General features: G+C 67.7%; 19 protein-coding genes. 4 read left to right on the top strand and 15 right to left on the bottom strand.

Features of this window, described 5'->3' with window-relative positions; translation table 11 throughout:
• Positions 1-10: 10 nt before the first annotated feature.
• Positions 11-1,351, bottom strand: coding sequence for an EAL domain-containing protein (locus tag ASG37_RS09305; protein WP_235525166.1), 1,341 nt, complete (start codon positions 1,349-1,351; stop codon positions 11-13).
• A 283-nt stretch (positions 1,352-1,634) separates the two neighbouring features.
• Entirely contained in the window at positions 1,635-2,003 is a 369-nt protein-coding gene (locus ASG37_RS18045; protein ID WP_055758605.1) for a Rap1a/Tai family immunity protein, read from the bottom strand.
• Positions 2,004-2,116: 113 nt separating this feature from the next.
• Here ASG37_RS18045 and ASG37_RS09295 point away from each other — a divergent pair, with 113 nt between their 5' ends.
• Entirely contained in the window at positions 2,117-3,103 is a 987-nt protein-coding gene (locus ASG37_RS09295) for a cell wall hydrolase (RefSeq protein ID WP_235525165.1), read from the top strand.
• Between the two features lie 16 nt (positions 3,104-3,119).
• On the opposite strand, the gene ASG37_RS09290 is transcribed toward ASG37_RS09295, so the two are convergent.
• From ASG37_RS09290 to ASG37_RS09230, 13 genes are all read right to left on the bottom strand, one after another.
• Positions 3,120-5,009, bottom strand: coding sequence for an HAD-IIIC family phosphatase (locus ASG37_RS09290; RefSeq protein WP_055758600.1), 1,890 nt, complete (start codon positions 5,007-5,009; stop codon positions 3,120-3,122).
• A 9-nt stretch (positions 5,010-5,018) separates the two neighbouring features.
• The gene (locus tag ASG37_RS09285) at positions 5,019-5,318 is read right to left on the bottom strand and encodes a hypothetical protein (RefSeq protein ID WP_055758597.1); all 300 of its coding nucleotides are present in this window, start codon (positions 5,316-5,318) and stop codon (positions 5,019-5,021) included.
• Entirely contained in the window at positions 5,305-5,652 is a 348-nt protein-coding gene (locus tag ASG37_RS09280) for a hypothetical protein (protein ID WP_055758594.1), read from the bottom strand. The genes ASG37_RS09285 and ASG37_RS09280 overlap by 14 nt, the downstream gene beginning before the upstream one ends.
• A gap of 141 nt (positions 5,653-5,793) precedes the next feature.
• The gene (locus ASG37_RS09275) at positions 5,794-7,827 is read right to left on the bottom strand and encodes an acyltransferase family protein (RefSeq protein WP_057687643.1); all 2,034 of its coding nucleotides are present in this window, start codon (positions 7,825-7,827) and stop codon (positions 5,794-5,796) included.
• Positions 7,828-7,837: 10 nt separating this feature from the next.
• On the bottom strand, positions 7,838-10,306 hold the full coding sequence (locus ASG37_RS09270; protein ID WP_235525164.1) for a sialidase family protein: 2,469 nt from the start codon (positions 10,304-10,306) through the stop codon (positions 7,838-7,840).
• Complete coding sequence (locus ASG37_RS09265; protein ID WP_156349086.1) at positions 10,299-11,084, bottom strand: WecB/TagA/CpsF family glycosyltransferase; 786 nt, start codon at positions 11,082-11,084, stop codon at positions 10,299-10,301. The genes ASG37_RS09270 and ASG37_RS09265 overlap by 8 nt, the downstream gene beginning before the upstream one ends.
• A gap of 42 nt (positions 11,085-11,126) precedes the next feature.
• Positions 11,127-12,257: a glycosyltransferase family 4 protein gene (locus ASG37_RS09260; RefSeq protein ID WP_055758587.1), complete on the bottom strand. Its 1,131-nt coding sequence runs from the start codon at positions 12,255-12,257 to the stop codon at positions 11,127-11,129.
• Complete coding sequence (locus tag ASG37_RS09255; RefSeq protein ID WP_055758584.1) at positions 12,254-13,306, bottom strand: hypothetical protein; 1,053 nt, start codon at positions 13,304-13,306, stop codon at positions 12,254-12,256. Before ASG37_RS09255 ends, ASG37_RS09260 begins: the two co-directional genes overlap by 4 nt.
• Before the next feature lie 7 nt (positions 13,307-13,313).
• Positions 13,314-14,852, bottom strand: a complete 1,539-nt coding sequence (locus ASG37_RS09250) for an MBOAT family O-acyltransferase (protein WP_055758581.1) — start codon at positions 14,850-14,852, stop codon at positions 13,314-13,316.
• A 20-nt stretch (positions 14,853-14,872) separates the two neighbouring features.
• Complete coding sequence (locus ASG37_RS09245; RefSeq protein ID WP_055758579.1) at positions 14,873-15,112, bottom strand: acyl carrier protein; 240 nt, start codon at positions 15,110-15,112, stop codon at positions 14,873-14,875.
• A 32-nt stretch (positions 15,113-15,144) separates the two neighbouring features.
• Complete coding sequence (locus ASG37_RS09240; RefSeq protein ID WP_082448154.1) at positions 15,145-16,203, bottom strand: glycosyltransferase family 2 protein; 1,059 nt, start codon at positions 16,201-16,203, stop codon at positions 15,145-15,147.
• A complete protein-coding gene (locus tag ASG37_RS09235) occupies positions 16,203-17,600 on the bottom strand; it encodes an O-antigen ligase family protein (protein WP_055758575.1) in 1,398 nt (465 codons plus the stop codon). The genes ASG37_RS09240 and ASG37_RS09235 overlap by 1 nt, the downstream gene beginning before the upstream one ends.
• A gap of 83 nt (positions 17,601-17,683) precedes the next feature.
• On the bottom strand, positions 17,684-18,796 hold the full coding sequence (locus tag ASG37_RS09230) for a DUF1972 domain-containing protein (RefSeq protein WP_055758573.1): 1,113 nt from the start codon (positions 18,794-18,796) through the stop codon (positions 17,684-17,686).
• A gap of 202 nt (positions 18,797-18,998) precedes the next feature.
• Here ASG37_RS09230 and ASG37_RS09225 point away from each other — a divergent pair, with 202 nt between their 5' ends.
• The 3 genes from ASG37_RS09225 to ychF are packed head-to-tail and all read left to right on the top strand — an operon-like array spanning position 18,999 to position 21,681.
• On the top strand, positions 18,999-19,895 hold the full coding sequence (locus ASG37_RS09225) for an alpha/beta hydrolase family esterase (protein ID WP_200909720.1): 897 nt from the start codon (positions 18,999-19,001) through the stop codon (positions 19,893-19,895).
• A gap of 40 nt (positions 19,896-19,935) precedes the next feature.
• On the top strand, positions 19,936-20,520 hold the full coding sequence (locus ASG37_RS09220) for a TIGR02466 family protein (protein WP_055758570.1): 585 nt from the start codon (positions 19,936-19,938) through the stop codon (positions 20,518-20,520).
• Between the two features lie 60 nt (positions 20,521-20,580).
• The gene (gene ychF, locus ASG37_RS09215; RefSeq protein ID WP_055758568.1) at positions 20,581-21,681 is read left to right on the top strand and encodes a redox-regulated ATPase YchF; all 1,101 of its coding nucleotides are present in this window, start codon (positions 20,581-20,583) and stop codon (positions 21,679-21,681) included.

Genomic DNA, 21,681 nt, shown 5'->3' with positions numbered 1-21,681 from the left:
GGTGTAACCATCACCGGCCGATCCAGCCTGCTTCGGATCGCCGGAACGACAGCCGCGGGCTGGCAACGGTTTCGATATGCGCCCGATCGGCGAGGAACCGGCGCAGTGCGTCTAGTTCGATCGGGCGGCTGATGAGATAGCCCTGCACCATGTCGCACCCCATCACGCTCAGCAACGCCATGACGGCCGGCGTCTCGACCCCCTCGGCGGTGACTTCCATGTCGAGCGCATGAGCAAGGTCGATGGTCGAGCGGACGATCAGCGGATCGCGGTTGCTGCTGGTCAGTTCGGTGACGAACGACTTGTCGATCTTCAATTCGCCTGCCGGCAGGCGCTTGAGATAGGACAGCGACGACAGTCCTGCACCGTAATCATCGATCGCCAGTCGGACGCCGATCGTCGCCAGCCGTTTGAGGTTCGCGATCGCGGTTTCGGGATCGCGGATGACGGCGGTTTCGGTGATCTCGATCCCGATCTGCGCGCCGCTGTCGCGGATCAGGTCGCATGCCTCGGCAACGAACACCTCGTCGGACAGCAACACGCCCGAGATGTTGACGAACAGCGGAAAATCATGGCCCTCGGCCGCCAGCGCGCGCTGATCCACCGCCGCCTGGCGCAAGGTCCAGAGCGTCAGACCGGCGATCTCCAGACAGCGCTCGGCCATTTCGATGAAGCTGCCCGGCAGGATCAGCCCGCGCGTCGGATGCCGCCAGCGGACCAGCGCTTCGGCGCTGGCGACGCACTGACGACGGACGTGCAATTTGGGCTGATAGTGCAGGAAGATTTCGCCATTGGCGATCGCGGCGGGCAGATCGCGCATCAGGTCCATCGGATCGATCGCGAATCGCGGATCGCCCAGATCGTCGAGGCGATCACCGCCGCGCAGCCGCGCATCGTGCAGGGCGCGTTCGGCGGCTTCGATCAGATCGATGTCGGCGATGTCGGCTTTCGGCCCGCCAGCCCCGCCGATCGCCGTACGGACGATATGACATTCGCCATCGAAGCTGACCGGATGGACCAGCGCCTGGTGCAGGTGATCGAGCAGCATGCGGCCGCCCGCAAAGTCCTCGACATCGAAAGTGATCTCGATCGTCGAGCTGCCGATGACCGCGACGGTCGCATCGGCGACCGATCGTTCGAGATGATCGGCGATGCAGGCCATCAATCGCTCGCCCTGCGCCAATCCCGCCCGGCGACGAACGACCGGAAAGTTCACGATGAAGACGAGCAGAACGAATCGGTATCCGGTGCGGGATAGCGGCACGACATCCGCCCCGGCCGGAGTCGGCAGGCGCTGCCAAGCCACCGATGCACCGGTCGGCGGCTCGGGCGCGGCTCGGGTGGCCGACAAAGGGACATTCGACGACGGCATCCTGCATCGGGATTAGCCCGGAATGGACGAACTAACGGTTAACGTCGCACGACCGTTCGCCCCGCATGATTCCGGTTTGTGTGCTGGTTAATTCGGTGTTAACCATGCGAATGCGCTTCGGCGCAACTGGGAGAAAGAAAATGCAGGCGTTTTTCGCTCTGTTCCGTGACACTTACGGCGACGATCTTCGTCCCTTGTAAGCGGAACCGTCGTCTGGGCCGCAACGGCCTGGCCCGCGCGGCCCAGACGATTTTTGCTCCTGTTATTTGGGTGTCGGCAGCGCAGGCGTGCTGCCCGTGACGCAGGGATAGCGCTGCTTCAGCGCGACCACGACCACCGACGAGGCCTCGCCCGAACGATAGGCGGGATTGCGCGCGAGATATTCGAGGAAGACGCGGCGCAGATCGCCCTGCGGCGGGCGAAGCGGCACGCAGAATTCCTTGAGATTCAGCCATGACTCATACGCTTTCACCGTGTCGTACACGCCGGTGACATAGGCGAAGCAGTAGGATGCCGTGGCCGGCGCGTTCGATTGGCAGCGCGTTTCGAGGTCGCCGGCGCGCAGGAAGCCGATCGGCGAGTCGTCGCCGATCTGGACGGTTGCGGCGAGTAGCAGGGCAGACAGCAGCATCGGCGGAAACCTCGAACGATCGTCAGTGGACCATCGGGTACATCGCCTGCCGAAGCCGGGATAGGGCTGAACCGCAGTTGCGGAGGAACAGGCGGCGCGGTAGCGCCCTGTCCGTGGATTCTCCTGCGCCCGATTCCCGCCCGGCCGACGAGCCCTCGCTCGACTGGTTGCTTGCGCCGCGACCGCGCCGACGGCCGCATACCGGACGGATCGTCCTGCTGTTGCTGCTGGCGGTCGGTGCCGCGCTCGCGACATGGTGGTGGTGGCCGGAGTCGCGAAGCGTCGCGCCGGCCGGCCAGACCGGCCTTGCCCGGCGGACCGCACAGTTGCTGCGCGCGCCGTTCGCCCCCGAAGCGCTCCGCCCGCTCGATCCGCGACAGGCGCAGCAGTGGAATGCCGCCATCCCCGCCGCCGATCCCGCGACGCCCGCCGCCACCGGTTTCGCGGGGACGACGGCGGCCGCGCTCGATCTCACCCGTTCGGTCGACTGCCTGACCGACGCGATCTATTACGAAGCGGGCAACGAACCGACCGAGGGGCAGCGCGCGGTGGCGCAGGTGGTGCTGAACCGTGTCCGTCATCCGGCCTATCCCGACAGCGTCTGCGGCGTCGTCTATCAGGGTGCGGCGCGGCGATCGGGGTGCCAGTTCAGCTTCGTGTGCGACGGATCGCTCGCCCGGCCGCGCAGCCCCGCCGGCTGGGCGCGGGCACGGCTGGTCGCGGAGACGGCGCTGGGCGGCTATGTCTATGGTCCGGTCGGTTGGGCGACGCATTATCATGCCGATTACGTCGTCCCCTATTGGGCGGCGTCACTGACCAAGGTCACGACGATCGGCGCGCATATCTTCTATCGCTGGCCCGGGGTGCAGGGGACACGCGCGGCATTCACCGATCGCTATGCCGGGCACGAACCGGCGGTGGGCGGCGTGCCGGCCGCCGAGCCGAGCGCGACGCCGACCGCCACGGCCGACGGACCGCCCAAGGCCGTGACCGTGGCCGAGCGTCCGGTGATCTTCAGCAACGCCGCCGCCCCCGAAGCGCCGACGCCGACCGCCACCCCGTCGCCTGCCACCGAACGCTGGGTGATCGGGCGGCCTTGAGACGGTTTTCGACTCTTCAGCGTTCGATGCGCATCGGCGGCACCTCGATCGGGCGATCGGTCGGGTAGCGCCAGCGGGTTTCGCCGTCGGGACCATCGCCGGCGGGATCGAAACCCAGTTTGGCATAATGATCGCGGACCAGCGCATTGCGCGGGGTCGGGCGATAGACGCCGACCAGCCAGTCGATCCCCGCCGAGCGCGCCTGCCGACACAGTTCGGCCAGCACCGCGCGTTCGACGCCACGACCGAGCACCCGGCAGCTCATCAGCCAGCTATCGATTTCCCACGCATCGGGCGCGGCGGCGCGGACGATCACGACCGCGATCATCCCGGTGTCGCCGAACATGTCGCGCAACCGCACCTGCAACGTCACCGCCGCTTCCTGTTCGAACGCGGCGATGGCGTTGGCGTCGTAGCGGCGGGTCGTCAGGTTGAACTGGTTGGACTTGGCGACCAGTTGCACGATGCGGTCGCGCCCGACCGCGTCGAACGCCGCGAAACCGACCACCATGTCGAGCGAGGCGAGATAGGCGTCGAGCCCGTCCGACCCCGCCGCCAGCGCCGCCAGCGCCGCGCGATCGGCATTCGCCCGGTAAGATGCGGCACGACCACGATCCTCGTCGGAAAAACCGGTCGCCTCGAAATAGCCTGCCGCCGCGATCGTGCGGACATAGAGCGCAGGATCGGCGGGCAGCTCGGGCACCGCCACGTCGGGCAACAGCCGGCGCACCAGCGCGCGTTCAACCGGATTGTCGTCGGCCAGCACGAACGATCCGAGCCCCAGCGACAGCGTGTCGGCGATGGCGCGGATGTTGGCGGCCTTGTCGGTCCAGTTCGCCTGGAACACCGCGATATGCTCTTCGCGCAGCAGCATGTCGGGATGCGCGCGGAAGGCGGACCGGGCGATCGCGTCGTCGTTCTTCGACGATACCGCCAGCACCACGCCGCGTTCGTGCAACTGAAGCGCATAGCGTTGCATGGCCAGAAACGCCTCGCCGGTGGCATCGCCCTGCCCCAGTCGGATACCGGCGAGCCCGTCGTCGCCGATCACCCCGCCCCACAGCGTATTGTCGAGATCGAGGACGAGACAGCGCCGCGCCCGCCCCCGGATCGCGCCGAGCAGCCGCGCGACATGATCGGCGTAGATCGGCAGGCAGCGGGTGGCGAACGGCAGCTTTGCCAGATGCCATTCGTTCGGCGCATGCCATTCCGCCAGCCCGACCGTGGCGGCCAATGCCGCCACGTCGAGCAACTGGTCGCCGCTGCCCGACAACCGTTCGACCAGCCCGGCGTTGATGTCGTCGATCGTCCGCGTCAGGCTGGTCGCGACCCGCCGGTCGTAGCTGCCAAACAGCGTTTCGGGTGGGGGCGCGATCGTCTGGACGATGCTCGGCGCGCCGCCATGGGCGAGCAGCGCGGCGCGGATCGCATCGATCTGGGCGAGGGCAGCGGTTGCCGCGCGCTCGCGTGCCGCCAGCGTCGGGGCGATCGGCAGGTCGCGGTGGTCGAGCGCGATCAGCACCGCGTCGCACCGTGCCCGGTTCAGCGCCGAGCCTGGATCGAGCGCGTCCTGCATCGCCTGGCCATAATCGGCGCGGACGATCTCCAGCGCGAAGCCATGCCGGGCGGCGGTGGCGACGAGCGCCAGTGCGATCAGGTCGAGCGTGCCGGTGCCGACGATGCCGAGCCGGAACGGCAGCAACGGATCGAGCGGGATGCCGCCGGTCCGCAGCGAATCGATCGTCCGCCCCAGCCGGTCGAGCTGGTTGGGCGACAGCGCCTGGCCGGCGAGCGCGGCGATGTCCGCGCCCGGTGCCGCACCACCCCGGATCGCGGCGATCCGCGCCCGCAGGTCGGCGGGCGTCGGCAACAGCCAAGCGAGGTCGAGATACAGGGCAGCCGTCATGGGATCCGGTCAGGTAAAGTGCAGCGCGGCGGCGGTGGCGTTGAGCGCGAAGCCGAGCGCGACGCTCTTGATGAGTTCGCGCGCCGTCACCGGCAGATTGGCGTTGATGATCGCCGCCGTGACCGAGGTGATGCCGGCGAACAACAGCACCGACCACCAGCGCGGGAACACCGGATCGACGCGGTAGGGCCATTCCGCGATCAACGGCAACAACACCATCAGGAAATGGCCGAAGCACGAAGCGATCCAGTGAACCACCATGCGTGGCACCGTCTCGCCCAACTGGGTATGCGGATTACCGGTCATCATCGCCCAGATCGTCGCCGGTGTGCTGCATGTCCTCGATCAACGCTTCGACCAGATATTCGTAATAGATCGCCGATTCGGGACCGACGTCGATCCCGGTCGCTACGCCGCGCGCGGCGAGCTTGGTCCGGGCGGCGCGGATTTGCCATTCGGCCATTTCGCGCCACGTCGCGGCGTCACGCGCGGCGATCGCCTGTTGCGCCAGCGCGATCAGCATCACCAGTGCGCCGACGACCGCGATGGCGGCGGCGCCATAATAGCTGCCTTCATAGGCGGCACGCCGCAACAGGCCATAGATGACGGTCACGACCACCGTGACCAGCGCGAGCAGGCACACCAGATCGATCGCGCGATTGAAACGCTGCGACCATAGACCTGTCGGTTCCTTGCCCAGCGCCCCGCCCCTCCTGCTGACTATGGGAAGACGCTTCCCTCCCATCCGATCCTAGAGCAGCACCGCAATACTGCCAAGTATCGCTTAGTCGTGCAGGATCTTGTGAATGGCGGGCCAGAGCACCGGAGCCAGTCTCTGTACGAACGGGACCGACAAATGGCTGTTGTCGTGATAGACGACGACGCCGTCGATCAGCACCGGACAGGTCGTGGCGGTGCAAAGGCGATCGGTAAGATCGAGGTAGCGGACCCCGGCGACCGGTGGCGCATCGTCGAGCGGACTGGGGGTCGAGAGATGCGACGCCCGGTCGAGCGCGCAGCGGGCGAAATCGGTCCGGTGGCGATCGATACACACGGGCACGCGGTAGGTTTCGGCGCGGGGATTGTCGCGGATCGCCAGCACCGGAATGCCGGCCGTACGCCATTCCCGCCATGCCGCGACGAAACCGGGCGGCAGTTCGTCGCCATGATTGCCGGGGCCGGGCCGGGTCGCGGTGGTGATGACGAGCGCGGGGCGCAGCGCGCGGACACGGGCGACCGCCGCCTTCGCCCACGCCCGGCAATTCGCCGCCGACGATCCGGTTCGGGCGAAGCCGTTATACTCGCCGTCGATCGGGCAGGCGCTTTTGGTGATCGACAGCAGGCGCAGGCCGTGGCGCTCGGCGATATGGCGCAGCGCCGGATAGAATTGGGTCGAATGCGATCCGCCGACCAGCGCGATCACCGGCGCGTCGGGCTTTCGCGAACCGACCGCGCAGACGACGACCCCGGCCGACTGCTCCTTGACGTCGCAGCCGTTGCCATAGGGTTCGGGCAGCAGATTGCCGATCGCGACCAGTTGCGCGTCGATCCCCGGCGGCAGGCGGCGATCGGTCCGCGCCGGATCGGGAAGCGGACCATAACGACGCGGCATCGCCAGATACCGCGCCTCGACACCGGCGAAATGACGCTGCCAGCCATAGGCATAGCCGAGGTTCGGCAGGGTCAGCGCACCGGCGGCGGCGAGCAGCAGGACCGGGCGGAGCGCCGGACGCCGGCGGGTGATCCAGCGGGCGTCTCCCATGCGGCGCATCGGGTCCTCGACGATCCGCTTGAGCGCCATCGCCAGCAGGATCGACAACAGGATCACCACCCCGCCCTGCACGATGGTCAGTCGCGTCGTGCCGAGCACTTCCTGGGCATAGGTCAGGATCGGCCAGTGGCACAGATAGACAGTAAAGGAGATGGCGGCAGCGCGTTGCAGGAGCGGCCGCGACAGCAGCGCCGCCGCGCTCCCGCGCAACCCCGCGTCGCCGCCGGCCAGCAGCAGCAGCGCCGCCCCGCCGACCGGCAGGAGCGCGGCGAGCCCTGGGAACGCGGCACCGACGGGGACGACCCATGCCGTCGAGACGATCGCGGCGAGGCCGGTCCAGCCCATGACGCGGGCGAGGGCGTCACCCGGCCGCCAACGTTCGACCGCGACCGCCAGTATCGCACCGACCGCGAACTGCCAGAACCGGGCCGCCGGATTGAAGTAATGCGGCGCGGGGTTGCGCGCCAATATCCAGACGGCGAAGGCGAACGACGCCAGCCCGAGCACCCCGAAACAGGCAAGATGGACGCGACGGTCATAGCCCCCGCCCCGCCCGATCCGCGCGCAGGCAAGGATCAGCAGCGGCAGGACCGCGAAGAACTGCATCTGCGTGGACAGTGCCCAGAATTGCTGGAACGGGCTCGCCGGGGTGTCGCGCGCCAGATAGTCGGTGGATTCGCGCAACAGTTGCAGGTTTTCGAGCTGGATCACCGCCATCGTGCCGTTGAGCGCGAACGGTTTCCACAGCGTGATCGGCAACAGGAAACTGCCCGCGACGAAGGTCAGGAACGCGACCGCCATCGCCGCCGGCAGGATGCGCAGCGCGACCCTCGCCCAGAAGCCGGGCGGGTCGACCGCGCCGCGCTCTGCCCGGCCGATTAGCGAACCGGTCATGAAGAAGGCGGAGACGACGAAGAACACATCGACCCCGCCGGTCACGCGGTCGAGCCAGATATGGCCGATGACGACCAGCGCCATGCCGATCGCGCGCAGCCCCTGAACGTCGGTGCGATACCGGGCGGGGACCGCCCGGTCGCCGGTGGTCATGCCCGCAGCCTCACCGGCCGACGGCGGCACATTGTACGCTCGCCAGCGGGGCGAGCGGCGCCGGGCGGCAGGGAGCGGGTTCGCCCCACATATAACCCGACCCCTTGTAGCCGACATAGACCCGCCCGAACACGTCGGGATCGGCACCGATCGCCGTCACCTGATCGAGACTGCCGACCGGGAAATCGACCAGCCGCTGCCAGCTCGCCGCATTGTCGACCGAACGCCAGATGCCATAGGCGCCGCCGACCCGCCCCGACACGAAGATCGTCGGATAAGACGATCCGGTCGCGGCCTTGCCAAACGCGACATCGTCGACGCGGGTGACGTTCGGCACCAGTGCCCAGCTTGCCCCGCCATCGGTGCTGCGGCGAAGCGCGGTGTCGCCGCCCCCGGCATAGCCGTTGGTGAAGAACAGGTGGCCGGCATGGCCCGGCACCGACCGTAGCTTGGCGGCGGCGTTGCCGAACGGCGCGATCTCGCCCTGATATACCTGCTGCCATTCCGCCCCGCCGTCGCGGCTGCGCCACAGGCCGGCCAGCCCCTGATTGGGCGCTTCGCCGCTGTGGTAGAGATAGAAGGTCCCCGACGTCGTCTTGTCGGCGGCCAGCGTCTTGCGCTGATACCATTGATGTTCGAACGATCCGGGATTGTCGCCCTCGGCACCGGGCAGGCGGACCGCCTGCCAGCTACTGCCGCGGTCCGTGGTGTAGAACGGCGTCCGGTTGAACGCGGGTGCCCAGACGATATTGTCGGGATCGCCCGACGATACCGCGATCGTGCCGAACGACATGCGCCACGGATCGTTGTCCTTCGTGCCCGGCGGCGTCGGCAGGCTGGCGAACATCGACCAGCGCTGGCCGCCGTCGCGGCTGTAGCCGGCCATCACTGCCTTGCCGTCCTGCGAACAGCAGTTCATCCGCGTGTCCGACGCATTGGTGACGACGAACGACGGGTCGGCTGGCGACCAGTCGAGCTGCTGCGCGGCGATCAGCGTGCGCTCGCCCGGCTGGAACGTCGTCGAATAGGCGTTCAGATCGGGCTTGATATGAATGCCGAAGTCCCAGCCGGCGAACAACGGCGCATGGCCCGGCGTCTGGACAATGTCGTTGGCGACGATCTCCTCGATCCCACGCGACTGGCTGACCCAGTCGGCCGAGACGCTGTCGGGCGTCACGTCGGCATGGAACACGCCCATGCCGCCCGCGACCCACAGCCGATTGGGCACGACCGGATCGAAGCGGACGTCGGCGGTCGGGAAATAGGCCTGATCGGCCAGCCGCAGCCACGGCGGATCGCCCGGACCGGCGCTGGCGGTGTGCGACAGCGTGCGCCACGTCCGCCCGCCATCGGTCGATTGATGGCCGCCGCCGCCCGAATCGAACACCACGACCTGATCGGCATTGGGATTGGGATTGGCGGCGATTGCGCCATAGCGTTTGGTCGGCAGGCCCGCTTCGCTGGTCAGATTGTGCCATTGCCCGTCGCGCAGTGACCAGAGCGTCTGCGTCTCCTCATCCGCGCCGAAGAACACGCCCTTGCGATCGAACGTGCCGTGCTTGAGGGTGAGCGGCGCGGCCCCGGCGGCGGCGAGCGCACGGAAGCTGGCGCCGCGATCGGCCGAGACGAACATGCCCCGCCCGGCGACCATCGCGAACACGCGCCCGTTTGCGCCGGGTTCGAACCAGAGCATCGTGCCGGGGGCCTGAAGCCCCGGACCGGGCTTGCGATCGGCGCTGACCGGCACCGATCCGACCCGGCTCCAGCTTGCCCCGGCATTGGCCGAACGCCACAGGCCGCTTTGCGGCGTGCCGAGCAGCACCACATCGGGATTCGCCGGATCGACCGCCATGAACGGGCCGTGCAGGCGGAATTCGCTGTTCGCGTCCCATGGCAGCGGGAATGGGCCGCCGGCACCGGTCAGGATGAAATGCGCGCCGCGATCGTCGCTGCGATACACCTTGCCGTCGACCGCCATATAGATGCGCTGCGACCGCGATGGCGCGACCGCCAGCGCATAGACGCCGGTCGCGATCCCGTCCTGCACGCGGTCGGCAGCGGGCATCGTCGCGGCGGTGACGAGCTGTTGCCAGCGATCCGCTTTTTTATCCCAGATATACGCGCCATAGACGTCCGAGCGCGCGACGAACGTCTCGCCCTTCGGATCAAGCGACAGACCGGTGACGAAGCCGCCGCCACCGATCGCGACCGCTTTCCACTGATACGCCTCGTTCGCCACCGGCCGTCCCGCCTGCGACAGCGCGGGCGGGGTCGGCGCGGCTTCGGCCGGACGGGTCAGCCACCACCATGCGCCGGCGGCGAGCGCCACGAGCAGCAGGGCGCCCAGCACCACCCATGGCCAGCGTTTGCGCTTGGGCTTTACGAACTGGTCGTAGCGGATCGCACTTCGGTCCCGTCGCTGCATCGCATCCCCCGACCCGGCGGGCCTGCGGCGCGGGGTCGTCCGTTCGTCAGTCATGAGTCTTGAGCGCCAGATGATAGAGGGCAATCGGACTGGTCACAAGATAACGCCGCCCCAGCCGCCATGGATCGCGCGCCGCGCGGTAGATCCATTCGAGCCCGACCGCCTGCATCCATGCCGGCGCGCGCGATACGCCGCCGCCATAATGGTCGAACAGCCCGCCACAGGTACGGACCCATGCGACGCCGGGCAGCCGGTCGCGCATCTCGACCGCGATCCGTTCCTGCAACGGGCTGCCCATCGCGAGCCACAGCACGTCGGTTCGCGCCGCGACGATGCGATCGCAGATCGCGTCCAGCCGGTCGGGCGGGAAATAGCCCGATCGCGTGCCGACGATCTGGAGCGCCGGAAAGCGGCTGCGCAGATGCTCCGCCGCGCGCGCCGCCACCCCCGGTCGCGCACCGAGGAAATAAAAGCGGATGCCCTGTTCGGCGGCGGCCTGCGCCGCATCGAGCAGGAAATCGGTCGTCGCGGTCCGCTCGGTCAGCGGATGGCGACATCGCAGCCGGCTGGCGAACACCAGCGGCATGCCGTCGGCATCAATGATGTCGGCGGCGTCGAGCGATCGACGAAACGCCGGGTCGAGGTGATAGGACGCCACGACGCTGCCGTTGGCCGAAGTGACGATACGCGGCCGGTCGAGCGTTCCGGCGCGGGCGGCAGCGACATCGGCACTCATCCGCGCGGCAAGTTCGGGCCGAGTCAGCCGGGCGATCGGCAGGCCGCCGATCGTCAGCGTATCCGGCCGGTCGGAACCCGAAGCCGCCTCAGCCATCGTTGCCGCCCCCGCCCGCTGCCGCCCGTCCGTCCCGCTTTGTCATGCCCCTTGTCCGTCGGCAAGGGCGTGGCCGGGGACGAGCAGCGCTTCATAGGCATCGATCATCGCCCGGTTCGATGCGGCATGGCCGAGCGTGCTGGCTTTGGCGGTAAGATCGGCACGGAGCGCCGGATCGTCCAGCGCCCGGGTGATCGCGGCGGCGAGTGCTGTGGGATCGTCCAGCGGGACGATCAGGCCGCAGCGCGTGCCGGCGGCATCGGTAATCCCCTCCACCTGTACCGGAATGTCCGACACGATCAGCGGCAGGCCGAACCGGGCGGCTTCGATCAGCGCGAGGCTATGGCCTTCGAACAGGCTGACCTGCACGAACAGGTCGGCGGCGGCAGCATGGACCAACGCTTCGCCGCGCGTCACTTGCCCTGTGAAATGGACGCGGTCGGCGACCCCCTCGCGGTCGGCCAGCGCGCGCAGCATCGCTTCGTCCTCGCCTCCGCCGACGATGGTCAGCGTCGCCTGTCCGACCAGCGCCATCGCGCGAAGGAGCAGCGGATAATTCTTCTGCGCGGTCAGCCGGCCGACCGCGACGACATGATGTCCGTCACCACCGGTGCGCGGGGCGGCGTCGATCGCGCGTTCGACACCCACGGGCAGCGCGTTGTGGATCGTCCGCCGTTTGGCGCGGTGCCACCCCGGTTTCCCGGCGAGCGACGCCCCGACCGCGTCGGAAACGCTGATGACCGAAGCGACACAGGGCAGGCAACCGGTCCAGTCGTCGATCCGGTCGATCCCGGCGTGATCGGTATCGGTCGGCGAATGGTGCGACGGATAGACCCGTGTCGACACCCGCGCCAACGTCACCGCGACCGGCATCAGCACATTGGCGAGCGGCATCGCCGTCACCACCGCCGCCGGACGCTGTCGCCGCAGCCAGCCGACCAGTGCGAACAACAACCGGGGCAGATCGCGACCGCCCGCCGGACGCCATGGCACGACATGCTCCCATGGCCGGGTCCCGTCATCGGGCGCTTCGAGGCATGATTCGGCGGGATAGAGCGCGAAGCAGCCGACATCGTGGCCCCGCGCCGCCAGCCCCTGGCTGACATCGTTCCACAATTCGCGCAGACCACCGGCCGCCGAATGGGTCGTCGCGAACCAGATCCCGCCGGTCATCGTGCCGCCCCCGCCAGCAACGGCGCGACCGCCGCCGCCACCCGCACCGATGCCTGTTCCGCGCCGCGACGATTGAGGTGCGCCGCGCTCTGGTACAGCGTCGGATCGCGCGACAGGTCGGGGAAGGCGAATACCGGGCCGATCGCGCGATAGGCGCGGTCGTCGCCGGGCGACTGAACCGGGCCGTAGAGCGGCAGCTTGAGGAACGCGACGCGGACGCCCTTTGCGCGTGCATCGGCGGCGATCGTCGCGACATAGTGGCGGTCGACCGCCAGCCGCCGGTCGTCAGGCAGCCAGCGGGTCCAGCGCAGCCCCGCCACCTGCCGCGCGACCGCCGCGCGGCTCATCGCCGCCAACTCAGGCGCGGGGCGGTGGAGATCGCCGTTGATCGATTCGCCACCCGGCACGCGGTAGCCGAGTGTGCGGTCGAGCCCCGCCCCGGCATAGGCGGCGGAATCGAACCGGCGGGTGATGCCGAACGCCGCCGGCCAGACCTGCTGCGCAACGTTGGTCAGGTTGCGGTACGGCAGCGCCAGCAGGTTCGGCAGATAGCTGCCGTTCACCAGCGCCGGCGCGGCCAGCAGGTCGCGGGCGCTGGCGGTTTCGCGGAACATCGGGTGCGAATTGACGATGTCGCCGTCATCGGTCAGCAGGATCAGCCGCACTTCCGGATGATGCTCAAGCAGCAGCCGCACCGTTGTGGCGGTAAAGTCGCGGCCGGGCATCACCAGCGACAGATTGGCGACCGGCACCGGCCGGCCGAGGCGGCGCGACAGGTCGGCCGAGAGAATGGCGGGACTGATCCCCGATTCCAGCCGTGACGATCCGATCACCGCGACCTCGATCGGCGTGCGGTCGAAGACGATGCGTTCGTAGATCCAACGCGCATGGAACATCTGCGTGCCCGATGCCGCCTGCCACGCAAGATAGCGATCGAACGGCAGCGCCAGCGTCGCGCCCAGCGCGAGGACGATCGTCGCGGCCATCACCGCCGACATACGCAACACCCGGCGCGGGGCGATCGGTTCAGGGGCGGTGTCGATGGTCATCGCGGGATTAATAGCCGAAATACACGAAGCTGCCCGATCCGCGTGCGATCATCGCCAGCGCGGCGAACAGCATGACGGCGGTAACGATCGCCCAGCCGGCGGTCGGCGCCCACGTCAACCGGATCGCCGGCAACGACACCCCGCGCCAGCCGCGCCAATCGAGCACGGGTTCGAACCGGTCGAGCCATTGCATCGAATTGGGCAACATCCAGCAAATCGCGAGCGCCAGCGCGATAAGCGCGGCGAACGTGCTCCACCCGGCGGCGGGGAGCAGCGGCAGGTTGGCCGCGCCCGGTCCGGCGCCGATCATCGACTGCCACAGATGCAGCGCGGTCGTCATGTCGACGGCGCGGAACGGCACCAGCGCGACGAGCACCGCCAACAGCGTCAACTGGTTGCCGAGCAGGCCGTGCCACCACCGCGCCACCCGCCCCTTGCGACGCTTGCGCCGGGCGAAGCGCCAGCTTTCCGCCACGACCATGTAGCTGGCGTGGAGCAGGCCGAACACGATGAACGTCCAGTTCCCGCCGTGCCACGCCCCGATCACGAACATTGAACAGAAGGTCGGCAGCAATACGCCCCACGCCTGCATCGCCTGGCGCCCCATGCGGCGGGTCGCGGCGAAACGGGTGAGCGGCAGCGCCAGCGGCTGGAAGATATAGTCGCCGACGAACCGGCCCAGACTCATGTGCCACCGCCGCCACCAGTCGATGATACTGGTCACGCGCAGTGGCGAATGGAAATTGGCGGGCAGCCGCACCCCCATCATCCGCGCGGCACCGATCGCCATGTCGCTATAGCCCGAAAAGTCGAAGTAGAGCTGCATCAAATAGCCGAGCGTCATGCCCCATGCCACAGCAGCCCCCGTCGTCTCGCCGCTCGCCGCACCGGCGAACAGCGGATCGACCCACAAGGCCAGCGTGTCGGCGATCACGACCTTCTTGAACAGCCCGATCGACAGCAGGACAAGCCCGACGAGCAGATCGGCGGGAACCCGCGCCCGATCGGCGGGTGCTTCCAGTTGCGGCGCGAACTCGCGGAAATAGGTGATCGGGCCGGAGACGATCGTCGGGAAGAACAGGATCGAGGCGGCATAGGACAGCGGCTTCGCCGATCCGGTGCGCTCGCGCGCGGTATCGACGAGGAACGCGACCTGTTGAAAGGTGAAGAAGGAAATACCGAGCGGCAGGGCGATCGTGACGAGAAAGGCATTGCCGCCGACGATCGCCGGCAGATTGCTGCCGAGGAAGGCGCCATATTTGACGCCGACCAGCACGGCGACATTGGCGACCACTCCGAACGTCACCCAGCGATGCCGCGTGGCCCCGATACTGCGGACGATCACCCGCGACAACAGCCAGTTGCCGACGACCGATCCGAGCAGGACCGGCAGCGCCCAAGCCGCCGCCAGCGTGTAGAAAGCAAGCGTCGCGACGATCAGCACCGGCGCCCGCGCGCGCACCCCGAACGCCGCGACCGCCATCCAGTGGCCCAGCACCGCCAGCGGCAGGAACAGCAGCAGATAGCCGTAGGAATTGAACGCCACGCCGCCCCCGCCGCGTGCGGTCAGGCGGCAGGGGTCAGCAGATCGACCAGATCGCCGACCCGCGCCATCGACTGCCACTGGGCGATCGTCAGCCGCGTGCCGAACGCCTGCTCCACCGCGACCATGAAGCGGATGTTGCTGAGGCTGTCCCATCCGGCCACGTCGCGCGCGGTCAGATCGTCGCGATAGACGAGGTCGTCATCGTCGAACGTGTCGATCAATACGTCGGTCAGTCGCTCGATTACCTGGTCGCGGGTCATGCCGTCTCCCCTTGTCGCAAATCGCCCGCCGGTCAAGGAAGCGCGTCGGGCGCGATCGTCCGCGCCGGAATCGCCTGATCGGGCGGCAGGCGACGACGCACGATGCCTTGCAGCAACCCGATGGCGATGACGTTCCACGTCGCCAGCGAATAGAGCCCGTGGCGCACGCCGCCGCGCCGCCACGACAGGAACAGCGCCGGCAGCAGCAGCACGATCCCGGTGGCGACGAATTTGCCGGAGAACAGCAGCGCCACCACTACCAGCCACCAGACCACGACGACGGCGGCATGGCGCAGATTGCTGAAGCCGAGCAGCACCGCCCGCCGGTGCGGACCCACCAGCGCCGCGCGCAGCACCTCGCCCGCCCCGCCGGCATAGCCGCTGCGAATCCGTCGCCACAGCAGGCGATAGCCGCCGGTGGCATGGCCGTGATGGTCGACCGCGTGGACGCCCAGCCGGGCAAGCTTCCACGCTGCGGCGCGCAGCCGCGCGCCCAGCTCATATTCCTCAAAGGCGTGCAGGTTGCGGTCGGCGAACCAGCCGACGCTGCGCACCGCCGCGCTCCGGTACAGTCCGCCGCAATCGAGCCGGTCGACGTCGCCGCTGATCGCGCTGCCCTTTTCGCGGTCGTTGCGCTGGCGAATCTGGAATTCGATGCTGCTGGTTTCCGCCTCGCGGACGATGCCGCCAACGGCGGCATGGCCGGGATTGGCTTCGAGAAACGCGATACCGGCGGTTACGAACGCGGGGTCGAGGACCATGTCGCCGTCGAGCAGGTAGAAATACCGCCCGCGCGCCGCCTGAAAGGCCAGTTGCGCGCCGGTCCCGCACGACCGCTGCGCCGGATCGGCAAGCTGCACGATCCGTACCGCCGGATAGCGCCGGGCGATGGCGATCGTCGCGTCGGTCGACCCGCTGTCGGCAAGCACGACCTCGCCACCGACCAGTGCCACCGCCGCCAGCGCGCTTTCGAGCGAGGCGGCGATGTGGCGTTCCTCGTTCAGCGCCTTGATGCCGATGGTCAGCGGCGCGGTATCGGCCTCAAGGTCCTCGGTCGCGACCGGCGAATGCGGACCTTCCAGCGGCGGCATCAGGCGAGCTTCGCCCCGCCCCGCCGACGCCGGCGCATCGTGCGCAACACGTCGTCGCCCACATCGCGCTTGGTTCGGCGCTGATCGACATCGGGCGTCGCATATTGTGCGAAGGCGACCGCGAACATCATCAGCACCCCGACCAGCGCATCCCGCTCGAAGATGCTGCTCTCGGTGACGTTGTGCCCCAGACAGAACAGCATCAGCGCGGTCAGCAACGCGCCCCGCGCCGCAGTGATTCGGGTGCTCGACAACAACCGCCACACCGGCCAGACGATCACCGCGAAAACGATCAGGCACAGGCCGGGCACGCCGACCGTCACGAGCAGATCGAGATAACCGTTGTGCCCGACCGACACGAGCGTCGGAAACCCGACGGCATAGCGATACACCGGGCTGTTGCCGCCGATGTTCCAGAACGATCCGAACCCGGCACCCGTGGCTAGATTGTCCCCGGCATAGCGGGCCAGCACCGCCCAGATCTGCCCCCGCCCGGTAAAGGCCCGCGGTTCGAGATAGTTGAGTTCCAGCACATCGCGATAGGCGCTTGTCATCACCCAGATCGTAGCACCGACGATCATGGTGATCGGGACGAGATAGTTGCGCAGCCGACGGGTCAGCGTTTGGAACATCCATCCGGTCAGGATCGCCAAGGCGACCATGCCGGCCGACGTCTTCGACTGGGTTCTGAACAGGAAATAGCCGGCAGCGACGATCACGACGAGGCGCAATATTGCCGGAATCCGTTTGGCGTCGAACAGGAACAGCAGGATCAGGATCGCCGATGCCGCGCCGGCGAAGTTCTTGTGCGCCATGATGCCGCGCCAGTTGCCGACCAGCGCGGTCAACGTGTTGGCATCCGTTTGCAAGTGGACGCCGACTACTGGATCGTTGAACACGACGAAATAATTGACGACCAGCGCGACGACTAGCGCGCCGCGCAAAATATTCATCATCACGCGATCGCCACCGAACTTCACCAGGACGAACACCGTCCAGATCGAGATCGTGGTCAGCAACAGGCGCCGGAAACCGATGTCGGGATCGATCGCCCAGAAAAGGCTGAGATAGCACCACCCGAGCGCGAGCAGGATCGGCCAAGGAATGGCGATGATGTCGAGGCCCTGCTCGAGCGGCCGGACCGCCCACAGCGCCATGCCCAGAATGACGAGGTAGCTGGTCTGACGATAGATACTGCCGGCACCGGTCAGGCTGGCCTCGTTCAGCGTCATGAGCGGCGCCAGGACCACCATGACGAGGAAGGCGACGGCCGCAACGCGCAGCATCTGGTCGCGCAGGTCGACATAGCCCCCGGTCACGGTTTCGCGCCGTGCCCCGACCTGCAATTGCTCGAACAAACGGCTGCTCGCGCCCGACGGCTCCATGACGATCTTCACTCCACGTCGGCATTGGTTATTCGGGAAACGTCGGCGCGTCGTTCGACGAATCAGCAATTGGTTCCGACGCGACCCAATTTTGTCTAGCGCTTCACGGCACGCTCGGCAAATTCGGCGAGCAGCGCGGCATACTGCGCCAGAACCGAGTCCCACGTGAAGTCCGCCTGCCAACGCGTCCTTGCCGCCGATCGCATCGCCGATCGCTGCGCAGGGGCAGCGATCAACGCCTCGATCGCAGCATCGCATGCCTCCGCGGTCGCAAAGAAGCGTCCGGCGTCGCCACAAACCCAGCGGTTGAAGCGATTGTCGTGCGCGATCAACGCATTGCCCGCCCCCAGCGCCTCGACGAGCGACGGGTTGGTTCCGCCGACCCGGTGTCCGTGGAGATAGGCGAAGCAATGGAACCGCAACGCGCGCAGGATCGCCTTGTCATAGATCGCACCGGCGAACACGACCTCGCTGCCGGCGGCATCGAGCACGGCGGCCTGATAGGCATTGCTGCGGCAATAGGTGCCGAGCAGGATCAGCCGATACCCGCGCGGCCGGGCCGAGAAACCGCGCACGATCTCCAATACCGAATTTTCGGCCTCGGGCCGGGCGATCAGCGTGAAATAGCGATCGGGCTCGACACCGAAAGGCGCGAGAAGGGCGGAATCGGCCGTCTCGATCGATTCGGCACCATAGGGGATCGTGGTGATCCGCCGCCGCGACGTATGACGGGCGAGATGGTCGGCGATCGCGGGATGATCGGCGATCAACCGGGTTGCCGCCATCGCCGCCAGTCGCTCGTTGATCCAGAGATAGATCCGGTGCGCCCACCGGTATTTGGCGCGCTTCCATTCGAGCCCGTCCATGTTGACGAGGTTCCTGCGGCGGAAGGCGGTAGTCTTGAAACACAGGAAGCCGGTATTGTAGCCGAGCTTCAGTAGCACGCCCGGTCGGCGCAGCGCGTCCGCTGTCGCCTTGATGTCGAACTCGACCGTGCCGATCGGGCCTTTCGCCGTCACCGGGATATGCACGCGCCGGATGCCGTTCCACTCGTCTTCGAACCGCGTGTCGCGCTCGCTGCCCTGACAATAGACCAGCACGTCCCAGCTGATGCCGGCCAGATACAGCCCCAGAACTTCGACGAATGTTTCGAAGCCGCCATGGGCCGCAGGAATCCCCCGTACGCCCAGCACCACGAGCTGCCGCATCTGTCCCCGTTTCTACTCCCGCACGGTGCCCCCACAGCTACGATCGCTCCGGCGAAAGGGATATGATGTACGATCCGACAAGGCCATGATTATTTCGGTCGCGAAATGGAGGTGATAATCGAGCTATCGCGGGTCGGCTGGGCCGGTCCGCTTCGACGGGCAAGGATTGCCACCACGTCGACCATCGGCGAGAAGCATGACCATGCTCCGCATATCCTGTTTCATCGTCGCACTTTTTCTCGCGCTGTGCGCCGTTCCGGCAACGGCCGCGCCGCAATGCACCGCGGGGACGATCGGCTCGGTCGCGACGGGTACGACCGGACGGACGACGGCGCTCCACCCGCCATTATCGGCAGTCCCGAACCACCCGCTTCCGCTCGTCCTGCTCCTGCACGGAAGCGGTGGCACCGGCGCGATGATACTGCGCAACTCCCGGCTGGGCGACAGCGCCGATCGCCATGGCTTCCTCGTCGTCGCGCCCGACGCCGGGATCGTCCACGAGCAGGGCTATGTCTGGTACATTCCCGGCGTGCCGACCGTCGCGGGAACGGTGCCCGGACCCGATGCTCCCGATGACGTGGCGTTCCTCGGCGCGATGATCGACCGGCTAGTCCGTGCCGGCTGCGTCGATCGCGCGCGGGTCTATGTGACCGGCCTGTCGGGCGGCGGGCGGATGACGTCGTGGCTCGGCTGCGTCGCCGCCGGCCGGTTCGCGGCGATCGCCCCGGTCGTGGGCCTGCGCGCCGGCAATCCGCTGGCAAGCGATCCTCGCCGGCCCGATCCCGCGACCTGCCATCCTGCCCGCCCCGTCCCGGTGATCGCCTTTGCCGGCGATGCCGATACGACCAACCCGATCGCCGGCGGCGGCGCATCCTACTGGTCCTATTCGATGCACGCCGCCGAGCAGCGCTGGGCGACGATCAACGGCTGTACCGCGCCGCCCACCACCCGCCGGGTCGCCGCGACCGTGTATGAGGAGCGCTACACCGGCTGTCGCGGTGGGGCGGACGTCGTCGGGCGGATCACCGTCGGTGGTGGCCATCGCTGGGTCGTCGACAATGACGCGCTGTGGACGTTCCTGTCGGCGCACCGGCGCTGACCCTTTCCTTGGGACGGCGATTGGGGCAAGCGCTCCAGCCATGACCAGCCGTGCCCTGTTCCCGACCACGCTCTATGAAGCCGCTATCGACGACGCCGGGCTGATCGAGGAGCTCGACGCCTCGGTCCGCGCGCTGGCACAGGAGGATCGCGCCGGGCACGGTTGGTCGAAGGAACATGGCTATCGCGGCTATACCTCCTATGCCTCGCTCAACGACCTGCCGCTGCGCGATCCCGTATTCGCCGACCTGAAGCGCATGCTCGACAAACATGCCGCCAGGTTCGCCGCCGAGTGCGGCATGGAACTGGCCGGGCGAAAGCTCAAGCTCGACAGCCTGTGGGTCAACCTGCTCAAACCCGGTGGCGGTCATTCGGGGCATGTGCATCCGCACAGTGTCGTGTCGGGCACCTTCTATGTCGCGGTGCCCGAGGGTGCCGGCGGCATCCGGTTCGAGGACCCGCGTCTCGGCCTGTTGATGGCCGCCCCGACCCGGCCGGGCACGTTCGAGACGGTACGACCGCACTCAGGCACGCTGCTGCTGTGGGAAAGCTGGCTGCGCCACGAGGTCCTGCCGCATGCCGGCAAGGGCGAGCGGATCAGCGTAAGCTTCAACTATCGCTGGTAGCAAAACGGAGGATCACCCGTTAAAGGCACGGGCTTTCCATCATCACCGGGATTGCGCCAAGTGGGTTTTCGCTGCGGTATCGTCGGCCTGCCGAATGTCGGCAAGTCCACCCTGTTCAACGCGCTGACGCAGACGCAGGCAGCGCAGGCCGCCAACTACCCGTTCTGCACGATCGAGCCGAACGTCGGCAATGTCGCGGTGCCCGATCCACGGCTCGACATGCTGGCGGGAATCGCTGGATCGGCGAAGATCATCGAGACGCAGCTCGCCTTCGTCGACATCGCGGGCCTAGTGCGCGGCGCGTCGAAGGGCGAGGGGCTGGGCAACCAGTTCCTCGGCAACATCCGCGAGGTCGACGCGATCGTCCATGTCCTGCGCTGTTTCGAGAATGACGACATCCAGCATGTCGACGACCGGGTCGATCCGATCGCCGACGCCGATACCGTCGATACCGAACTGATGCTGTCCGACCTAGAAAGCCTCGAGAAGCGCGTTCCCAATCTGGCCAAGAAGGGCCAGCAGGGCGACAAGGAAGCCAAGATCGCCGCCGCCGTACTCGGCCGCGCGCTTGATCTGCTCCGCGAAGGCAAGCCCGCGCGGCTGACCGACGTGAAGGACGAGGAAGAGCAGCGGCTGTTCGACCAGGCGCAACTGCTGACCGCCAAGCCCGTCCTCTACGTCTGCAACGTGAACGAGGAGGATGCCGCCGAAGGCAACGCGCTGTCGGCCAAGGTGTTCGCCAAGGCGAAGGCCGAAGGTGCCGAGGCGGTCGTCGTCTCGGCGGCGATCGAGGCGGAGATCGCGACGATGGAGCCGGCCGACCGCGCCGAATTCCTGTCCGATCTGGGTCTGGCCGAAACCGGCCTCGCCCGGGTGATCCGCGCCGGCTATTCGCTGCTCCATCTGCTGACCTTCTTCACGGTGGGGCCGAAGGAAGCCCGGGCGTGGACGATTCCGGTCGGGGCCAAGGCACCGCAGGCGGCGGGCGCGATCCACAGCGATTTCGAACGCGGCTTCATCCGCGCCGAGACGATCGCCTATCCCGATTACGTCGCCCACAAGGGCGAAAGCGGCGCGCGCGATTCGGGCAAGCTGCGCGCCGAGGGCAAGGAATATGTCGTGCAGGACGGCGACGTGCTGCTGTTCCGCTTCAACGTCTGA

Source organism: Sphingomonas sp. Leaf407 (genome assembly GCF_001425385.1).
In the GTDB taxonomy this organism is placed as follows: Bacteria; Pseudomonadota; Alphaproteobacteria; order Sphingomonadales; family Sphingomonadaceae; genus Sphingomonas.
This window is presented reverse-complemented; position numbering and strand designations above follow the sequence as displayed.